General features: G+C 25.9%; 18 protein-coding genes. 17 read left to right on the plus strand and 1 reads right to left on the minus strand.

Annotated features, from left to right (window positions below; all coding sequences use genetic code 4):
- The first annotated feature begins 1 nt into the window (after position 1).
- The 12 genes from AACK85_RS00895 to AACK85_RS00950 all read left to right on the plus strand — a co-directional run bounded on the left by AACK85_RS00895 (position 2) and on the right by AACK85_RS00950 (position 14,375).
- A complete protein-coding gene (locus AACK85_RS00895) occupies positions 2–1,543 on the plus strand; it encodes an ABC transporter ATP-binding protein (protein ID WP_338970132.1) in 1,542 nt (513 codons plus the stop codon).
- Positions 1,533–4,232: an ABC transporter permease gene (locus tag AACK85_RS00900; protein WP_338970134.1), complete on the plus strand. Its 2,700-nt coding sequence runs from the start codon at positions 1,533–1,535 to the stop codon at positions 4,230–4,232. The genes AACK85_RS00895 and AACK85_RS00900 overlap by 11 nt, the downstream gene beginning before the upstream one ends.
- Positions 4,225–5,136: an ABC transporter permease gene (locus tag AACK85_RS00905; RefSeq protein WP_338970136.1), complete on the plus strand. Its 912-nt coding sequence runs from the start codon at positions 4,225–4,227 to the stop codon at positions 5,134–5,136. Before AACK85_RS00900 ends, AACK85_RS00905 begins: the two co-directional genes overlap by 8 nt.
- 88 nt (positions 5,137–5,224) lie before the next feature.
- Positions 5,225–5,938 carry a purine-nucleoside phosphorylase gene (deoD, locus tag AACK85_RS00910; RefSeq protein WP_338970138.1) on the plus strand — a complete coding sequence of 238 codons (714 nt, stop codon included), beginning with the start codon at positions 5,225–5,227 and terminating at the stop codon, positions 5,936–5,938.
- An 18-nt stretch (positions 5,939–5,956) separates the two neighbouring features.
- Positions 5,957–6,928: a tRNA (adenosine(37)-N6)-threonylcarbamoyltransferase complex transferase subunit TsaD gene (gene tsaD, locus AACK85_RS00915; protein ID WP_338970139.1), complete on the plus strand. Its 972-nt coding sequence runs from the start codon at positions 5,957–5,959 to the stop codon at positions 6,926–6,928.
- An 11-nt stretch (positions 6,929–6,939) separates the two neighbouring features.
- Positions 6,940–7,863: a type I phosphomannose isomerase catalytic subunit gene (locus AACK85_RS00920; protein WP_338970141.1), complete on the plus strand. Its 924-nt coding sequence runs from the start codon at positions 6,940–6,942 to the stop codon at positions 7,861–7,863.
- A gap of 84 nt (positions 7,864–7,947) precedes the next feature.
- Positions 7,948–9,027: a hypothetical protein gene (locus AACK85_RS00925; RefSeq protein ID WP_338970143.1), complete on the plus strand. Its 1,080-nt coding sequence runs from the start codon at positions 7,948–7,950 to the stop codon at positions 9,025–9,027.
- Positions 9,028–9,083: 56 nt separating this feature from the next.
- The gene (locus AACK85_RS00930) at positions 9,084–9,911 is read left to right on the plus strand and encodes an HAD-IIB family hydrolase (protein ID WP_338970145.1); all 828 of its coding nucleotides are present in this window, start codon (positions 9,084–9,086) and stop codon (positions 9,909–9,911) included.
- Between the two features lie 9 nt (positions 9,912–9,920).
- Positions 9,921–11,288 carry an asparagine--tRNA ligase gene (gene asnS, locus AACK85_RS00935; protein ID WP_422397543.1) on the plus strand — a complete coding sequence of 456 codons (1,368 nt, stop codon included), beginning with the start codon at positions 9,921–9,923 and terminating at the stop codon, positions 11,286–11,288.
- Between the two features lie 105 nt (positions 11,289–11,393).
- Positions 11,394–12,215, plus strand: a complete 822-nt coding sequence (locus AACK85_RS00940; RefSeq protein ID WP_338970149.1) for a MurR/RpiR family transcriptional regulator — start codon at positions 11,394–11,396, stop codon at positions 12,213–12,215.
- Positions 12,216–12,322: 107 nt separating this feature from the next.
- Positions 12,323–13,411, plus strand: coding sequence for a MupG family TIM beta-alpha barrel fold protein (locus tag AACK85_RS00945; RefSeq protein WP_338970150.1), 1,089 nt, complete (start codon positions 12,323–12,325; stop codon positions 13,409–13,411).
- 13 nt (positions 13,412–13,424) lie between these two features.
- Positions 13,425–14,375, plus strand: a complete 951-nt coding sequence (locus tag AACK85_RS00950) for an ROK family protein (RefSeq protein ID WP_338970152.1) — start codon at positions 13,425–13,427, stop codon at positions 14,373–14,375.
- A gap of 3 nt (positions 14,376–14,378) precedes the next feature.
- On the opposite strand, the gene AACK85_RS00955 is transcribed toward AACK85_RS00950, so the two are convergent.
- The gene (locus AACK85_RS00955; protein WP_338970153.1) at positions 14,379–14,573 is read right to left on the minus strand and encodes a hypothetical protein; all 195 of its coding nucleotides are present in this window, start codon (positions 14,571–14,573) and stop codon (positions 14,379–14,381) included.
- 35 nt (positions 14,574–14,608) lie between these two features.
- Between AACK85_RS00955 and AACK85_RS00960 the strand changes: the two genes are divergently transcribed.
- From AACK85_RS00960 to AACK85_RS00980, 5 genes are all read left to right on the plus strand, one after another.
- Positions 14,609–16,105, plus strand: a complete 1,497-nt coding sequence (locus AACK85_RS00960) for a glycoside hydrolase family 1 protein (protein ID WP_338970154.1) — start codon at positions 14,609–14,611, stop codon at positions 16,103–16,105.
- A gap of 12 nt (positions 16,106–16,117) precedes the next feature.
- On the plus strand, positions 16,118–17,542 hold the full coding sequence (locus AACK85_RS00965) for a glycoside hydrolase family 1 protein (RefSeq protein ID WP_338970156.1): 1,425 nt from the start codon (positions 16,118–16,120) through the stop codon (positions 17,540–17,542).
- A gap of 21 nt (positions 17,543–17,563) precedes the next feature.
- The gene (locus tag AACK85_RS00970) at positions 17,564–18,181 is read left to right on the plus strand and encodes a hypothetical protein (RefSeq protein ID WP_338970158.1); all 618 of its coding nucleotides are present in this window, start codon (positions 17,564–17,566) and stop codon (positions 18,179–18,181) included.
- 278 nt (positions 18,182–18,459) lie between these two features.
- Positions 18,460–18,765, plus strand: coding sequence for a PTS sugar transporter subunit IIB (locus tag AACK85_RS00975; protein ID WP_338970160.1), 306 nt, complete (start codon positions 18,460–18,462; stop codon positions 18,763–18,765).
- Complete coding sequence (locus AACK85_RS00980) at positions 18,765–19,088, plus strand: PTS lactose/cellobiose transporter subunit IIA (RefSeq protein ID WP_338970162.1); 324 nt, start codon at positions 18,765–18,767, stop codon at positions 19,086–19,088. Before AACK85_RS00975 ends, AACK85_RS00980 begins: the two co-directional genes overlap by 1 nt.
- Positions 19,089–19,151: the final 63 nt, after the last annotated feature.

The following is a 19,151-nucleotide window of genomic DNA, read 5'->3' on the forward strand; positions in this document are numbered from 1 at the left end:
TATGTTAAAAATAAATTATGCTGTCGAAATGATAGATATAACTAAAATTTTTAATAAAACCATAATTGCAAATAATAAAATAAACTTTAGAGTTAAAAAAGGAACAGTTCATGCTCTTGTTGGTGAAAATGGCGCCGGCAAATCAACTTTAATGTCAATTTTATTTGGTTTATATGAACCAACAGAAGGTTATATAAAAATAAATGATGAACAAGTAAATATTTCAAATCCAATAAAAGCAAATAAATTAGGAATTGGTATGGTTCATCAACACTTTAAATTGATAGATAACGACTATGTTTGACAAAATATATCATTAGGAGCAGAAATTACTACTGCAAAAATATTTGTAAATCAATTTGCAATTAAAAGGAAAATTCGACAAATAATGAATGAATATAATTTATTTGTAAATCTAGATGCAAAAATAGAAAATATTTCAGTTGGCATGCAACAGAGAGTTGAAATATTGAAAATTTTATATCGCGGTGCAAATATTATGGTTTTAGATGAACCGACTGCTGTTTTAACACCTCAAGAAATACAAGGACTATTAAATAATATTAGAGATTTAAGAAAACGAGGTAAAACAATTATTTTTATTACTCATAAACTGGATGAAATTACAGCTGTAGCTGATAGTGTAACTGTTATCCGCAATGGACAAAATGTTAAAGATTTTGACGTTAAAGAATTAACAGAAGAAAAATTAGCAGAGGCAATTGTTGGTAGAAATTTAGTGGAAGTTAAAAATAAATTAACAAAACCTGGACCAGATATATTGTACATAGATAATATTTCAGTAAAAAAAGAAGGTTCAAAAGTATATGGACTTGAAAATTTTAGTGCTTTAATAAATCGTGGTGAAATATTAGCAATTGCTGGTGTTGAAGGAAACGGACAAACCGAACTTATTGAGGCATTATCTGGAATGAAAAAAATATCCTCTGGTAATATCTTTTTTAAAGATGTAAAAATTACAAATAAATCCATTAACGAACGTTACAAAATGGGCATAAATCACATACCAGAAGATAGACATAAGTACGGTTTAATTTTAGATTATAGTGCAATTAATAATACAGTTTTGCAAAATATTTCTCAAAAACCATTTTCGTTTTTTTCCTTATTAAATTTTACAGAAATAGAAAATTACGGTAGAAAAATTATCAAGGAATTTGATGTTAGAGGAACCAGAAATGGAATTGCATTAGCAAGAGGTTTATCTGGCGGAAATCAACAAAAATTAATTGTGGGAAGAGAAATGACAAGAAATTACGATTTACTGTTGATTGTACAACCAACAAGAGGTCTTGATGTTGGTGCTATTGAATATATGCATAAGCAAATATTAAAAGCAAAAGATGATAATAAGGCAATTTTATTGGTAAGTTATGAACTTGATGAAGTTATGTCACTGGCTGATAGAATCATTATTTTAAGTAGAGGAAAAATAACTGGAGAAATTAGTGCAAAAAATGCTAGAAGAGAAGAAATAGGAAAATTAATGGCTGCGAAAGGAATGAAACAATATGAATTTTAAGCAAAAAATGTGAAGAACATCAAAAAATATTGTTGGCTTTTTTAAATCAGATGAATTAAAAAGAAAAGCATCTTTATTTAAAGGATCAGTTGTCGCTATTTTATTCGGTTTCATAATTGCTGGATTATTAATTACAACACAAGGCCAAAATCCATTTCAATATTTTTATGATTTATTCAAATTGACAGAAGATCACAGATTTAAAACATCTACTGTTATGTGAATTGCTGTCTTTATGATTTCTGGTACTGCAATTGCTGTTGGTTTCAAAGCGGGTTTATTTAATATAGGTGGAACAGGACAAGCATTAGTTGGTTTTTTAATTTCACTTGTGATATCACAAAATTATTATTTAAAACATCAAGAATATATGTCAAATTCATCAGCAGTATTATTTTTTATAATATTTGTTTTGTCTGGTGCAGTTTGTGGAGCAATATCTGGATTATTAAAAGCTCTTTTCAATGTACATGAAGTTGTGTCATCAATTATGGTTAATTGAGTAGTTTGATATGTGTTGAAAAATGTAGTGAATGCAAACCCAGAAAAATATGGGGCAAATGGTGGTTCGCAAACTACTGCTTTATTACCGCAGGAATATTTTTTTATAAATGGACAGCAGTCTTATTTAATTCCAATTTTAATTGCCATTGGTGCAATGGTAATAATTATGTTTGTAATGTATTTCACAACATTAGGATTCAAATTAAGAGCAATAGGTCATTCAAAAACAGCAGCAAGATATGCTGGTTATAATTCGGTTTTTGGTATTACAATTTCTATGATAATTTCTGGTTCTTTAATGGGTATCGCGGGTTTTATTTTATATTTTGGATTGCAACCTTCGATATCATTACAATCTGATACTTTACCAACATTAGGTTTTGATGCTTTAGCTGTTGCTTTAGTTCCATTTAATAATTTTCTTGGAATTGTGCCAATTGCTGTTTTATGAGGAATTATTAAAAATAACTCAATAGGCGCATCAGTTCTAAATGGAAATATTTCAAATCAAATCTCATCTGTTATGTTTGGTTTGATAATTTATGCAGCAGCTATAGCTACATTAATGATGAGATTTAGTCCAATTAAATGAACGCAAATTTGAATCTACATTAAAAGTAATTTTTCATTAAGAAAAAATATTTTCATATATAAAAAAAATATTAAAACTGCAAGAGAAAATATTTTGTCAATTAATTATATAAACAAATTTGCTGAATTAAAATTATCAACAGCAAATGATCAACAATTTAATGAGCTCATTAAATTATATAAAGAAATAATTGAACTCAAATTAAATTTAAAAAATAATAAAATTAAATTAAATGAATTACAAAATATTTTTAATGATAAAAAATATAAATATATAAATGATAATAAGCAGAATATAAATTCAAAATATAAAATTCAAATTTTAAATTCTTCTAGAAAATTAATTTCTTATGTCAACTTATCAGATAGATTGAAAATATTAATTGAAAAATATTGTGAATATTTAAAAATCAAAAAAGAAAATATCAATAAGCAAATTTCATATTCCTCAAAAATGAATAATGAAGAATTAAAAGAAAATATTTTAAAATTAAGAAATGATAATAATGATCAATTCAATAGTTTTAAAAATGATTATAATTCATTCATTGAATTTTACAAAACTGAAATTTTAAAAAATAAATTAATGATGAAATCAGAAATATGTGTAGAATTTGCAAATAAAAAAAATATTGGTATTGCTTTATATAAAAATTATTATAATATTATGCAAAATAAAATTTCACATGATGCAACAAAAGCATATGATCAAGATATTCTATCTTATCGTTTAGAAAAAAATACTTTGACAAATGAATGAAATGAAAAAACCATTCAATGAAAAAACGATTTAAAAAATGCAAAAATAAAATTAAAAATAAAATTACGTTTAGAGAAAGATATTTACAAACGCAATTTCAATTCATTATATGGTATAAGTGAGTATAATGATAATTTGAATAAACTGAAATTTTCTTGATTAGAAATTGTTGATGACTTTGATAAACAATTATCAATTCTAAAAGAAAACTATTTGATTAATAAAAAAAATGAAAGTGATGTTAATTTAATTAAAAATTTGATTGCAAAATATAAATTAAATAAAGAAGAATCAATAAATAATTTAAAATCAATTAAAAAATCAATTGCTTCTAAAAGAAAAACACTGCATTTTAAATATAAAAATGACAAAATGCAAGTAGAGAAAAAAAAAGTTGATGATTTAATTAAAACTTATAATTTCAATAAGGAAAAATTATTGAAGGATTATTCTAAAGAAGCAAATGATAGTTTTGAATTAAAAGCAAAAAATATTAATTTTAAAAAAGAAATTATAAATATAGATAGTTACAAAAAATCACAAAATGATTTAAAAAATATTTATAAAAATAAAATTAAATTATTAATTGATACTGCTATAAATAAAATAAATAAAAATAAAAAAATTTATAGAGAAAGTAAACCATATTATTCATTAGCAATAAGTAATTTGAAAAAAGAATTTAATGAGCAATTAAAAATTATTAAAGCCAATCAAAATGATTATTCAATTAAAATTAATGATTCAACTATTTTGTATTCTGATTTTAATGTGAAGGCAAAAAATATTTCTAATGAATTTTTCGAAATGAAATGAGGTAAATTTAATGATTAGTTTCTTTATTCAAAATTTTCTGTTCGTTTTAGCAATTTTATTAATAGCTTCATTATCTGGTATGATGTCTGAAAGAGCTGGAATTGTTAATATTTCAATAGAAGGAATGATGACAACTGGAGCGCTGGGATTTGCTATCATTTCATCTTTTAGTGGAACAAACAATGCAACTCAGTTACTTGGTATAATAATAGCCATGATCTGTAGTGGGTTAATTGCTTTATTACATGCATATGCATCTGTTACTTTAAAAGCAGATCAGACTATTGTTGGTACAGCAATTAATTTATTAGCATCGGGAATTGCTTTATTTGTTTGCACACTTGGAGCATTTGGTGATAGCGCATCATATATTGCTGGTACATTTAAAGCGATAACATTTGGTGTTAATGGAGTTATGTCTCTATACATAATCTTGGCTATTGTATTATTAATTATAATAATAGTTTTTTTCAATTTTACAAAAATTGGAATGCGTTATGCCGCAGTTGGAGAAAACCCTAATGCAATAGATGCAGCTGGAATATCTGTTATAAAATATCGTTATATTGCTTTATTTATTTCCGGATTATTAGCAGGATTGGCAGGAGCTATATATGTAGTGACATTATCACCATTAGCTTTTTATGGTGATGTAAGAGGATTTGGTTTTCTGGCCCTGGCAATTATGATTTGTGGACAATGAAGACCAACATACATTTTCCTAGTTTCAATTTTATTTGCATTGTTATTTTCTTTAGCCACTTATATAACTAACTTTACAGATAATTCATGAATTAAAAATAATTTGATATTATTTAAAATATTACCATTTATTGGTTCTTTATTAGTTATGATTATTTTTTCAAAACGAAGTAAAATGCCAAAGGCGGATGGTATTCCGTTTGATAAATCACTTAGATAATCAATAAATTGTTGTTAATAAACTCCATAATTGGAGTTTATTTTTTTAATAATGTTATTATTAAACTAGAAATAAAGAGGAATACTACATGACACCACACATTCATGCTAAAAAAAATGATATTGCTAAATTTGTACTTATGCCTGGTGATCCATTAAGGGCAAAAAAAATTGCAGAAACATTTTTAGATAATTATAAGTTGGTTAATGATATTAGAAATATGTTTATGTACACTGGATATTATAATGGAGTAAAGGTTACAATTGCTGGTTCTGGTATGGGGATGGCTTCTATTAGCATTTATTCATATGAATTATTTAAATTTTACGATGTAGACTGCATTATACGTGTAGGATCTGCTGGAAGTTATACAAATAAATTAAAAGTTTATGATATTGTTAATACAAAGACAGCTTTTGGTGAAACAAATATCGCAAAAACTATTGCTGGTATTGATGAGCATGAAATTGATTCATCTCCACAGTTATTTGATCAATTAAATGATAGTGCAAAAGAAATGAATATAAAATTAAATAATGAAAGAGTACATTCATCAGATGTTTTTTATAGACTAACAAGTTCATTAGAATTTGCAAAAGAAAATAATTTAGCCTGTGTAGAAATGGAAGCCTTTGCGTTATTTGCAAACGCCAAAATTAATAACAAACAAGCAGCTTGTTTATTAACTATATCTGATTCATTTGTAGACGAAGTAACGACTACACCGAATGAAAGGCAACACAATTTTTTAGATATGGTAAAAATTGCTTTAAATGTTGCAGAAAAATATAATCAAAAATAAATATAAGGAGAAATAATAATGCTAATATTAGCTGTTGAATCCAGTTGCGATGAATTTTCAGTTTCAATTTTAAAAAACGGAAAAATAATTAGTAATATAATTTCATCTCAAATAGAAGAACATGCAAAATTTGGAGGTGTAATTCCTGAATTGGCTGCAAGATTGCATTTGGAAAATTTTCCACACGTTTTAAAAACTGTTTTTAAAAACACAAATTTGTCTTTAAATGAAATTGATTATGTAGCCTATACACATGAACCAGGATTAATGGGGTCATTATTAATTGGTAGATTGGTTGCAAAAACTATTGCAATGTACATTAATAAACCTTTGCTTCAAGTAAATCATATTCTTGGTCATATTTATGGTTCAAATATAAACAATGAATTTGTTTATCCAGTTTTAGCTCTAGTTATATCTGGTGGACATACACATTTACAATTATTAAATTCGCCATTGGAAACTAAAATTATCGGCGAAACACAAGATGATGCTATTGGAGAATGTTATGATAAGGTAGCCAGATTATTGAATTTATCTTATCCAGGTGGTCCAAAACTAGATAGATTAGCAGCGATGGGCGATCGCAATATTTACAAATTGCCATCACCAAAATTGATAGATCATGATTTAAATTTTTCTTATAGTGGTCTCAAGACTGCCGCAAATAATTTAATTAATAATGCTAAACAAAAACAAGAAAAAATTAATATAGAAAATTTTGCTGCTAGTTTTCAATATGCGGCAATTAAACCATTATTTATGAAATTAAAAATTGCCATTAATAAATTTAATCCTAAAACAGTTACTATTGCGGGTGGTGTTGCTGCAAATTCTGAAATCAGAAAACAATTATTTGAATTAAAAAATGATTATAATAAATTGAATATAATAATGCCGGATTTGGAATATTGTACGGATAATGCAGCAATGATTGCTAAATATGCAGAACAATTAATTTTATTAAGAGATAAAAATATAGATATTTAAGGAGAATTATTATGAAAATTTTAAAAATTAAACCATATTTCGCTGAAAGGATTTGAGGTGGACAAAAACTTGCTGAAATGGGATTTGAAATCCCAAAAGATAAATTAATTGGTGAAGCGTGAATAATTTCCGCTCATGAAAACGGAATGGGCTACATTTCATCAAATGATGAATTTAATAATATTTCGTTAAAAGAATTATTTGAAAAACATCGAAATTTGTTTGGAAACTATAAAGGAGAATATCCACTTCTAGTTAAGATATTAACGCCAAAAGATTATTTATCAGTTCAAGTTCATCCAAATGATGAATATGCATTAAAACATCATAATTCACTAGGAAAGCCAGAATCATGATATGTAATAGAAGCACCAAATAATTCTAAATTAGTTTATGGTCATAATGCTAAAACTAAAGATGAATTAATTTCTATGGTTGAAAATAATGAATGAGATAAATTATTGAAAAAAGTAGATGTTGAAAACAATGATTTTTTATATGTTCCACCAGGAAAAGTTCACGCCATTTACCCAGATGTTGTAGTTTATGAGTTGCAAAGATCATCTGATATTACTTATCGTTTTTATGATTATGATAGAGTTGATGCTAAAACAGGTAAAGGTCGTGAATTGCACATTCAAGAATCAATAGATAATACAAAAATTCCAGATTCAGATAATTTTCATTTTCATAATGTCAATAAAAATATATTTAGTTCAGATTATTTTAGTTTATATAAATTAAATGCTCAAGAAGAAAATATTTTTAACTGCCCAGAAAAAACAAGTTGATTGCAAATTACTGTCCTGAATGGTGAAGGAAATATTAATGGAATTGCTTTTAAAAAAATGGAATCTGCAATTACCATTGATGTTGTTGAAACATTAAATGTTTCTGGTAATTTACAATTATTAATATCTTGAATTAGAAATTAATAAAATTATCATTATATTGATAATTTTTTTATAATTATAAATAATTTATTGCTATATGAAATGAAAATTAAAGGAGAAATCTATATGGGTAAAATAAGATTGACAATTATAGATAGAATAAATGGCATTTTTAAAGTTATTTATAAAACCTTAGAGAATAATTTTGCAAATAAAAAATTGTTAAAAGGAAATTCTATTGAAGGTAATATACAAAAAATGAATAATTTAATGATTAATTTTTATAAAAATAAAAAACTTATAATAACAGATATTCAAAATATTGAAAAAGTTACTTTTTATGCATCGGATGGAAGAAAACTTTCTGGAATTTTATATGAACCTAATAAAAAATCAAATAAATGATTAATTGCTTCTCATTGATTTGCTGGTCATAAATATTGATCTTTATACCATGCTAAAGTTTTTGCAAAATTAGGATACAACATTTTTTCTTTTGATTTTAGAAATCACGGAGAATCAGAATCAGATTTCGAAACAATGGGTTTTTTGGAAATCAGAGATTTAATGGGTGCTATAGAATTTTTAACGCAAACCAAAAAGCCAAAAATTTTGGGTTTGATGGGAACATCAATGGGTGGTTACGCTGCTTCGTATGTAAATGTAGAATTTGGTAAGGAGTTGAGAAACAAACATAATTTAAAATTTGTAATTTCTGATGTGCCATATTCATCTTTTGAATCATTACTTATTCATGTGAGAAATTTATACTTAAAAATAATTCGCAAATCCAATATTAAAAAATATTTAGATAGTCTTGAAAAAAATATTAAGAAAAATGTTATCGATTTTTCTATGAAAGAGATGAATATAATTTTAAAGTATAAAAACGGGAAAATTCCTGCAGCACCACAATTATTTATGCATGGTAAAAATGACAAAACAACTCCACATGCAGATTCTTTAGAAATGGCTTTTTATCATTCTAAATTTTTTTATAAAGATGAAATTCAAATATATAATTACTCGCCGCATACGCAAGCAACGAGAGTTCATTTTCCTGAACATACAAGAGCTATTATTAAATTTGAAAATTCAATAATTCATGATAATGATTTTACAACTAGTGCAATAAATTTTTTTGAATTAGAGAAAATAGATTATTCAAAATTATTGAAGACAGGTGATGTAACGATTGATAATTAAACTATGATATGATTGTTATTTTTTGTTAAAATAACAACGATACAAGAGGAGAAATTATGAAACAAATTACGACTATTATTACAGATTTGGATGGAACCATTTTGGAAAATGGAGATTGAGCAAATTTAAATGATAAAAAGATTCTGCTTGATGCGCAACAAAAAGGTTATAATGTCACCATTGCAACTGGACAAGGATGAATAACTGCAAAAAAAGTAGCAGAAGAAATACAAATTGATAAAAATCTAAATTGAATGATATGTAATAATGGTGGTTATATTACGACTGTCAATCCCTATAATCCTCAAGCAATACAATTTATTGACTCATATTCAGTCACTGAAGCATTTAGTTTATCATTAAAATTGAATTTATGTTTGTTTATGTTTACACAAAGCATTGAAAGTGTACTATGAAACGGTATAGAATGTCCGTCAAAAACAATTAAAGCTAAAGAATGATGAACTTTACATAATTTTCAAGAAATAAACGTTGATCAAATTAATGACAACAAAATAATACAATTAATGTTTTTTGTAAATTACGAATTAGAAAGTGAGTTTAATAATAGTTTGAATTTTTTAAACAATGCTATAAAAAGTCCATCATATATAGAAGATGTGCCTGTTTATGAATTCAATTCAAAAACCGCCACAAAGGGTTTAGGTATTGAAAATTTAGCAAAAATTTTAAATATAAATAAAAATTCAATATTAGTTTTTGGTGATGCAGATAATGATATAGATATGTTCAAGAAAATTTCTAATTCTGTCGCTGTAGATAACGCCGTTGAAAGTATAAAGCAAATTGCAAAATATAAAACAGATTCAAATAAAAACGGTGGCGTTGGTAATTTTATTTGTAAAAATTTATTAGGAGAATAATTAATGTATTTAGATGTAAAACAAATTTATAAAGATTACGAAGAATTGAAAAATCAAAATATTTCAATTACTGGTCGTGTGAGATCTAATAGAGTAGGGAAAGCGGTATCATTTATAACATTAAATGATGGCACTTCAATAAACGATTTGCAAATTGTTTATAAAGAAACAATTTCAAATTTTGAAAGTGCAAAATTAGCTAGAGTATCATCAATAGTTGAAATAACGGGACAAATAATAGTTACACCAGATAAACCACAACCATTTGAAATAGCTGCAAGTAATATTGTTTTATTAGATCAAGCCGTTGAAGATTATCCATTGCAAAAAAAAGAACATTCATTAGAATTTTTGAGAGAAATAGCGCAATTAAGAGCAAGAACAAAAACATTTTCAGCTATTTTCAGAATAAGATCTGCTGCTGCATTTGCAATTCATAGTTTTTTTCAAAAAAGAAATTTTGTGTATGTTAATACACCAATAATAACAAGCAATGATGCGGAAGGAGCAGGTGAAATATTTGCTGTAGTGACTGAAAATAATGAACATAAGTTAACTAGTGATTTTTTTGATAAAAAAGCAAATTTAACTGTTTCTGGCCAATTGAATGGCGAGGCATTTGCACAAGCTTTTAGAAAAATTTATACATTTGGACCCACTTTTAGAGCGGAAAATTCAAATACATCAAAACATGCAGCTGAATTTTGAATGATAGAACCAGAAGTGGCGTTTGCTGATCTTGATGAAATAATTTTATTAATAAAGGATATGCTTAAATTTATTATGTCATATTTATTAGACAATTATATTGATGAGATAAATTTCTTAACAGAACAAAATAACAAAGAATTATTATCAAGATTAAAATCAATAGTAGATACAGATTTTGCAACAATAACTTATTCTGATGCTGTTGGTTTGTTACAAAACGCTATTAAAAATGGTCATAATTTTGAAGACAATGATATTACATTTGGTACAGATCTGAAAACAGAACATGAAAGATATTTATGTGAAGAAATATTAAAACAACCTGTTTTTGTAACTAATTACCCGGGAGACATTAAGGCGTTTTATATGAAACAAAATAGTGATGGTAAAACAGTTGCCGCAGTTGACATGTTAGTACCAGGAATAGGTGAATTAATTGGTGGATCACAGCGTGAGGATGATTATCAAAAGTTGATGGAACGGTCAAAAAAATTCAATATAAATACTAACGATTTGGAATGATACTTAGAATTAAGAAAATTTGGTTATTATAAGTCTTCTGGTTTTGGTTTAGGCTTTGAAAGATTAGTGATGTATTTAACTGGAACGCAAAACATTAGAGATGTAATACCATATCCAAGAACTCCAAAAAATTTATTATTTTAATTTCATTTAAATTTTGATAAAAATATAAAAAAATTCAAAAGTTTTTTCTTTTTTGATTTTTATTGGTAGTATATATATGGAATGATTGAGAAAAGGAGGTAGCAAATGGATCTTTCAATCTTATCAAAATTATCATTAATAGAAGATAATTTAACTAAAAAAGAACGCCGTGTAGTTGAATATATAGTAAACAATGGCGATCAAGTAATGCATATGCGTATTGAAGAATTAGCTAGGGCTACTGATATTGGATATTCACCAATTTATTCCCTAATTAAAAAAATTGGATTTAATGGATATAGAGAATTTATTATTTCTTTTACAGCTGAGCGAGTTCAAATAAAAAATAATGAATCAGAACGTAATAATGATAATAATCTCTTGGAACAATATAATTCATTAATAGCAAGAAATTTAAAATTAATTAATTCAAAAGAAAATGAAGAATTAGTTCACATGATAATTGAAGCTAAAAATATTTATATTTGTGCATTTGGTGACACTTCACTAGTAGCGCAAGAATTATCAAATAGATTAAGAAAAACAGGTTTAACTGCTTTTTCTGTTAAATCAGATGCAGATGAAATGTTATCAATGGCATCATCATTAACAAAAGATGATTTATGATTAGTTTATTCGATGTCTGGAACAACTAAAATAATTATCAATGCGACAAAAATTGCCAAAGAACGTGGAGCAAAAATATATGTTGCAACTTCAAAAGAAAATTCTGAATTATTAGAATTTGCAGATAAATCAAGACTTGTAATCACAACTGCAACTTATGAACAATCAAGAATTTTATTATCGACAATTATTCCATTGATATTGCTAAATGATCAAATCATTGCAACTTTAATTAATCGATCAAAAAAATATGAAGAAAATGCTCAAAAAGTTTCAAATTTAGTTATTAAATATAACTAATATATGTTTTAACCAATGTATTTACATTGGTTTTTATTTTTTAATATATTAATTAAATTGTTATAAAATAACACTGTGAATAATGTTCGCAAAGAAAAGGAAAAAACATGAGAAAAATTGGAATTTCAATATATCCAGAACAATCTGGTATTGAAAAAAATATTGAATATTTGAATAAAACTGCAAAATTAGGGTATGACGTGTTATTTACATCATGAGTGCATATGGATGAACAAACATTTAAAAATTCATTACCCATCTATAAACAAGTTTTAAAAAAAGCGCATGATTTAAATTTCTACATAATTATGGATGTTAATGAATCTGTTTTTAAATATTTGAATATAGAATATACAGATTATAAAATATTTGATGATTATAAAATTAATTGCTTAAGATTGGATTGTCCATTATTGCCAGAAACTATTGCAATGTCTTCTTATAATTCTTTTAATATCGACATTCAATTAAACATGTCAAATAATGATTCATTAATAAATTGTGTTTTTGATTATCAACCAATATTTGATAGAATACAGGGTGCACATAATTTTTATCCACTAAAAAATTCTGCTTTACCTTTAGATTTCTTTTTTGATTCGAGTCAACGATTTAAAGATTTTGCACTAAATACAATGGCGTTTGTAGGCTCACATGTTGGAGATGAGTCTTCTGCAAGAGGAAATCGCGAATGTGTAACATTAGAAATACAGAGAAATATGACAATAAATACACAAGCAAAAATTCTTTTTGCAACAAATTTAATAGATTGAGTTGTCATCGGTAATGCATTTGCATCAGACGAAGAATTGACAAAATTAGCACAAGTTAGCAAACATTTCATTTCTATAGACATACCAGAATCTACAAAAATTACTACAGAAGAAGAAAATTTATTATTAGAAATGTTGCATTTTAGAAGAGGAGATATATCTTCCGTTTTTATACGTTCAACACAAGGACGTGAAAAATTTAAAGAAGTAAAAATGCCTGCTCATAATACAAAAAAAGAATATAAAATCGGAGATGTTGCAATTCTAAATGATTTAGCTGGACATTATAAAAATGAAGTACATATATTTTTACAAGATTATATAGATGAAAAAGGTGAATATAATTTTATTTTTAATCTTGAAGAGCAAATTTATTTATTAGATTTTATTTTACCGTGAAGTAAATTTAGATTTAGAAAATAAAAGAGGAAATTAGATGGAAATTATAGGTATAGATCTTGGCGGAACAAGCGCAAAGATTGGTTTAGTAAACGAATTTGGTGAAACCTTAATGAATTTTCAAATTGAAAATTCAAAAACCAATTTATGAGAAAATATAAAAGATAAAATAATTGCTCATGTTAGTAAGCAAAGGTATGAACAAGTTGTGGCAATAGGATTTGCATCGGCTGGTTTCATTGATCATAAAAATGGTATTATAAAAGCTGCATATAATTTAAATTTGAAAAATGTTAATTTAAGTAGTCTCTCAAAAACTTTATTTGAAAAACCCACTTTTGTTATAAATGATGCAAATGCAGCTGTGTTAGGCGAATGATGAATAGGCGCAGGAAAACAATATGAATCGGTTGTTTTTTATACAATTGGAACAGGTATTGGTGGAGGATTAGTTTTAAACAATAAGTTAGTCATTGGCCATCATGGTTTTGCGGGAGAATTTGGACACGGAGGTTACTTTCAAGATATAAAAAAATGTAATTGTGGTCTATCAAACTGTGTGGAAATAATTTCATCATCTATCAACATAGAATCACATCTAAAGCATTTATTTGAAATTCATCCTGAATGAGAATGATGAAATTTATTTGAAAATCAACCAATTAAATTTGCAGATATTGTTGCTATTGGAGATGTAAAAACTAAAATTCCAGAACTTGATTTAATTTTAAAAGAATGTTTTAAACCTTTAGCGAAACAAATGTCGTCGTTAATCTATTCTATTGATCCTGATCAAATAATTTTGGGTGGAGGTGGCTCAAATCTTGGAAATTATTTGATAGATATGTTAAAAAACTTGTGTAAGTCTTATGTTAATGAAGAACTATATTATACACATGATTGATTATCGATTTCTAAATTAAAAAATAATGCAGGCTATATTGGAGCAGCATATTGAGCTTTAACTCAATTTCAAAGTGAACAGTAAAAATTAAATTGAAAAAACAAGAGTAATTACAAGAAGAACTATTCCTAAAATAAAACCAACAATAAAACTACCTATTATTAGTGGTTTATGTCAGAAAACAAATTGTTGTCTTGTTTTATCTAAAAACCTTAGTATTCCTCAAATTACGAATGGAGCTACAAAAAAAATTGCAGCAATAATTTCTAATGCTATTGTCATAGCAACACCTCATTTTATTTACAAGGAGATTATATATGAAAAATAAATTTATTTGGTCAACATCAACTAATAGTTTTCAAATTGAAGGAGGGCGCAATTTACTTGGGCGCTGTGATTCAATTTGAGATGAATTTACAAAAAGAAATTTTGAAATACCTCCAATAGGAGTGGCAAAACGAGAAATTAATTCAATAGAAATTGCAGCGGATTTTTATCACAAATATAAAGTAGATGCAAATATCATGGCGAAAGCAGGTATGAATGGTTTTGTTTATAATCTGGATTGAGCCAGACTATTTCCAAAAAATTCTACAGATGTTTCTGCTGCTGGTTTGCAATGGTTGGATGATGTTTTCAAAACTTTTAAAGAAAAAAATATTATATTTATACCTATTTTGTTTCATTGAGATCATCCGATGTGAGCTCAAATTCAAGGCGGATGAGAGAATCGTGAAATTATTAATTGATTTCGGAATTATGTTTCTGTAATTTTTAAATATTTTGGAAAGTATACAGATTATTGATTTGTAAATGATGAAAATTCAACTTTTACTTTGGATGGATACTTAAAAGATTATTTACCTCCACAAAGAAACAATAAAGAAGCATGAGTTAAAGCAGTTCATCATCTAAATTTATCTGCGGCTGTTGTAAAAGAAGAATTTATAAAAGCAAAACAAATGAATTATATTAATGAGGGGGCAATTTTAGGAATAGATCATGATTGATCACCACCTATTCCATATAGAAAAAATAATAAAGATGATTTAGCAGCCTGCGAAGAATATAACAAATGATTTAAAGAGTTATGACTTAACCCAAATATGAAAGGCACGTATCCGGAAGTTTTTTATTTATTTATAAAAGAAAATAATATCGATTTTAAAATAAAAGATGAAGATTTAGCGTATTTAAAAAAATATACTTTAGATTTTATTGGTTGAAATTATTATCGACCATGTTACATTGCGTCTGATAATTTAAATGAACCAGAAAGTAATTTTCAAATAAAACAATCAATGTTTCCATTTAAATCTTTTATGCAAGTTTATCCAAAAGAAAATGTTAGTTACACAAAATGAAATTGAATTATTGATAGTTCAAAATTAATTTCAGGTGCGAAAGAATTAGCAAAAGATTATGGCGAAAAAATTCCATTAATGATAATTGAAAATGGTATGGGTGCATTTGATGATAAAGCAAGTGAATTAATTATTGATGATTATAGAATCAATTATTTGAAAGAACATATAGAAAAAATAATGTTGGCAAGAAAAGAAGGAATAAATTTCATTGGATATTCTTTGTGAACATATTGTGATATCTATTCTCCATCTGGAGGCTATAGAAAAGACTACGGATTAATATCAGTTGATTTCAATTCTCCAATCAGGGAACGAAAACCAAAATTATCATATGAATGATATAAACAAGTTATTGCAAGTGATGGCGAAGATTTATCAATTGATTTGGAAAAATTAAAAAAATCATTGAAAAATGATTTGAATAATTGAGATTGAACTCTAAAATAAAAGGAGCAAATTATGAAAATAAATTTTGATAAATCTTTTTGATTTGGTACATCAACATCAGGACCACAATCTGAGGGTTGAAAAAATAAAAAAAATGATAATATCATGGATACGTGATTTAAAGAAAGACCAGAAGATTTTTTTGATAAAATTGGTCCAAATATTGCTTCTAATGTTTACTCGCAATATGATGAAGATATACAAATGATGGCAAAAATTAAATTAAATTCATTTAGAACTTCTATTCAATGATCTAGATTAATTAATAATTTTGATACTCAAGAAATTAATATCGATGCAGTTAAATTTTATAGAGATTATTTTGAACAATTGAGAAATAAAAATATAACATTGATGGTTAATTTATATCATTTTGATATGCCACAAATTTTGCAAGATAGAGGTGGATGAGAAAATAAAGAAGTAGTAGATTTATTTGTAAAGTATGCCACTAAATGTTTTGAATTATTTGGTGATTTAGTTGATTATTGAGCAACTTTTAATGAGCCTGTAGTACCTGCAGAAGCAGGATATTTGTATAAATGACATTATCCATTTATATCTGATTTAAAAAAAGCCGTTCAAGTGGGCTATAATACTATTCTTGCACATTCAAAAACCGTTAAGGTATTTCATGAATTATTTAAAAATGATTTAAATAAAAAAATAAGTATTATTTTAAATTTAACTCCTTGTTATCCAAAAACAAATAAAGAAGAAGATGTAAAAGCATCACACATTGTTGATTTATTTTTTAACAAATCATTTTTAGATCCAGTTATTAAAGGAAAATTTCCTATAGATTTTGTTAAATTATTGAAAAGCGAAAATTTATTGCCAGAATGTAACAGAGATGAATTAAAAATTATAAGGGAAAATATTATTGATATTTTAGCAGTTAATTACTATCAACCAAGAAGAGCTAAGGCAAGAGATACACAATTTTCAGGACCATTAATGCCAGAAAAATGATTTGAAACATATAATTGACCTGAAGCCAGAATCAATCCTTACAGAGGATGAGAAATATATCCAAGAACAATATATGATATAGCAAAAGATATTAAAGATAATTATAATAATTTTCCTTGGTTTATATCAGAAAATGGTATGGGTGTTCAAGGGGAAGAAAAATTTGTTAAGAATGGAATAATCAATGATCAGTATAGAATAGATTTTATAAAAGAACATTTGTATTGATTAAATAAGGCAATTGCTGATAATTCAAATTGTTTAGGTTATCAAATATGAACATTCGTGGATTGCTGATCTTGAAACAATGCTTATAAAAATAGATATGGACTAGTCTATTTAGATTTAGAAACTCAAAAAAGAATAATTAAAGAATCTGGATACTGAATGAAAAAAATGATTGAAAATAATAATATGTTTGAATTAACAAATGAAGAGGTAGAAAAATATGAAAGCATTAAATAATAAAAATATTAATTAGTTCTAATGAAAACACAATTTGACCCACATATAGCAGATCCTCTGAAAGTTAAGAAGTTAGAAAAGGAATTTGAAAATACAATATCAGAATTAAATAAGCAAAAATATATATCGATTATGGAGGAAAGAAAAAGACTAAATAAAATTTTGATGTCATATAAAATTGCAAAACCCATAGAAATTGTATGACCAAAATTATTATCAATTTTATTGAAAGATTTACATCCATCATTGAAGATTGAAAATGTTAATAAAGGTGATTTTTACATTACATCAAATTCAAAAGATAAGTTACCGTTTAGAATTAAAAATTATGATGATCAAAAAACTATTACAATTGAATGAATTTCAAAAAAACAATGATTCACAAGAACTATAAATGTTAAACAAATAAAAAATAATTCAACAAAAATTTTTTATATGGATATTTCAAAAGGAGAAGTATCAGTTGCTGGTTATTTTGAAAGAAGAGTAATTTTTGTTTACAATAAACGTCAAGTAATAGCTTTTACAATTCAAATGTTAAATTTAAAAATAGATTTGGAATTAGTACCGTCAAATAAAATAGAAAAAATCAAAAATAAAATAGAAAAAATGTTGAAATACTCACAAAAACTTTATTAAAATTTTACAAAAAAACTTAAAATAACTATTAAAATTACAAGAATAAAACAAACTACTCCTGTAATTATATATTTTTTAATTTTATTGATTATAAATTTATGAAGCGTTTTTTCTATTGTTTCCACTGTAATGAAAAAAATTAAAAAAACAGCAATGGGAATTAAAGCAAAATAAATTAAATTAGAAACTATCATAGCATTTTTCGCGCCCTCTCATAATTATGTGATTTATTAATAACTAAATGTTATCATAATTATGTAAGGGAGAAAATTTGTTATATGAAAAAAATATTATTATGTTGTTCTGCTGGTATGTCTACATCTTCATTAGTTAAAAAAATGAAGGAAGCTGCTCGCACTATTAATATGGAATGTGAAATTGAAGCAAAGGGTATTGCAGAAGCAAAACAAGAACTTGATAAATGAGACATTGTAATGATTGGACCACAAGTTTCTTACACATTGAATGAATTAAAATCAATGACTTCAATTCCTGTAGAAGTTATTCCCGCAAATATTTATGCATTAGCTAAAGGCAAAGAAGCTTTAGATATGGCAAGACGTATGTTAGGAATTAACAATTAATGTCAACAAAATTTAATTTTGAAGAAATTTCTTTTCAAATTATTGCATATGCAGGAGAAGCTAAAGGTCTTGCTATTTCTGCAATTGGTGAAGCTAAAAAAAATAATTTTGAAGAAGCACAAAATTTATTAAAAAAAGCTGATGAATCAATGATTATCGCTGAAAAAACACATATGGATATAATTTCTGCAGAAGCTGCTGGTGAAACAATTGATTTTAAAGTTTTGTTTATGCATGCAGAAGATCAATTATTGACAACCCAAAGTATTATGTTGCTTGCGAAAGAATTTATTGATTTATATAAATTAGTGTTAAAAAAATAAGCCGTTTTTAGGCTTATTTTTTTTGAATTTAAAATAAAAAATATTTTTTTATTAAAGCATTTA

Source organism: Spiroplasma endosymbiont of Labia minor, from assembly GCF_964019845.1.
Lineage (GTDB): Bacteria > Bacillota_I > Bacilli_A > Mycoplasmatales > Mycoplasmataceae.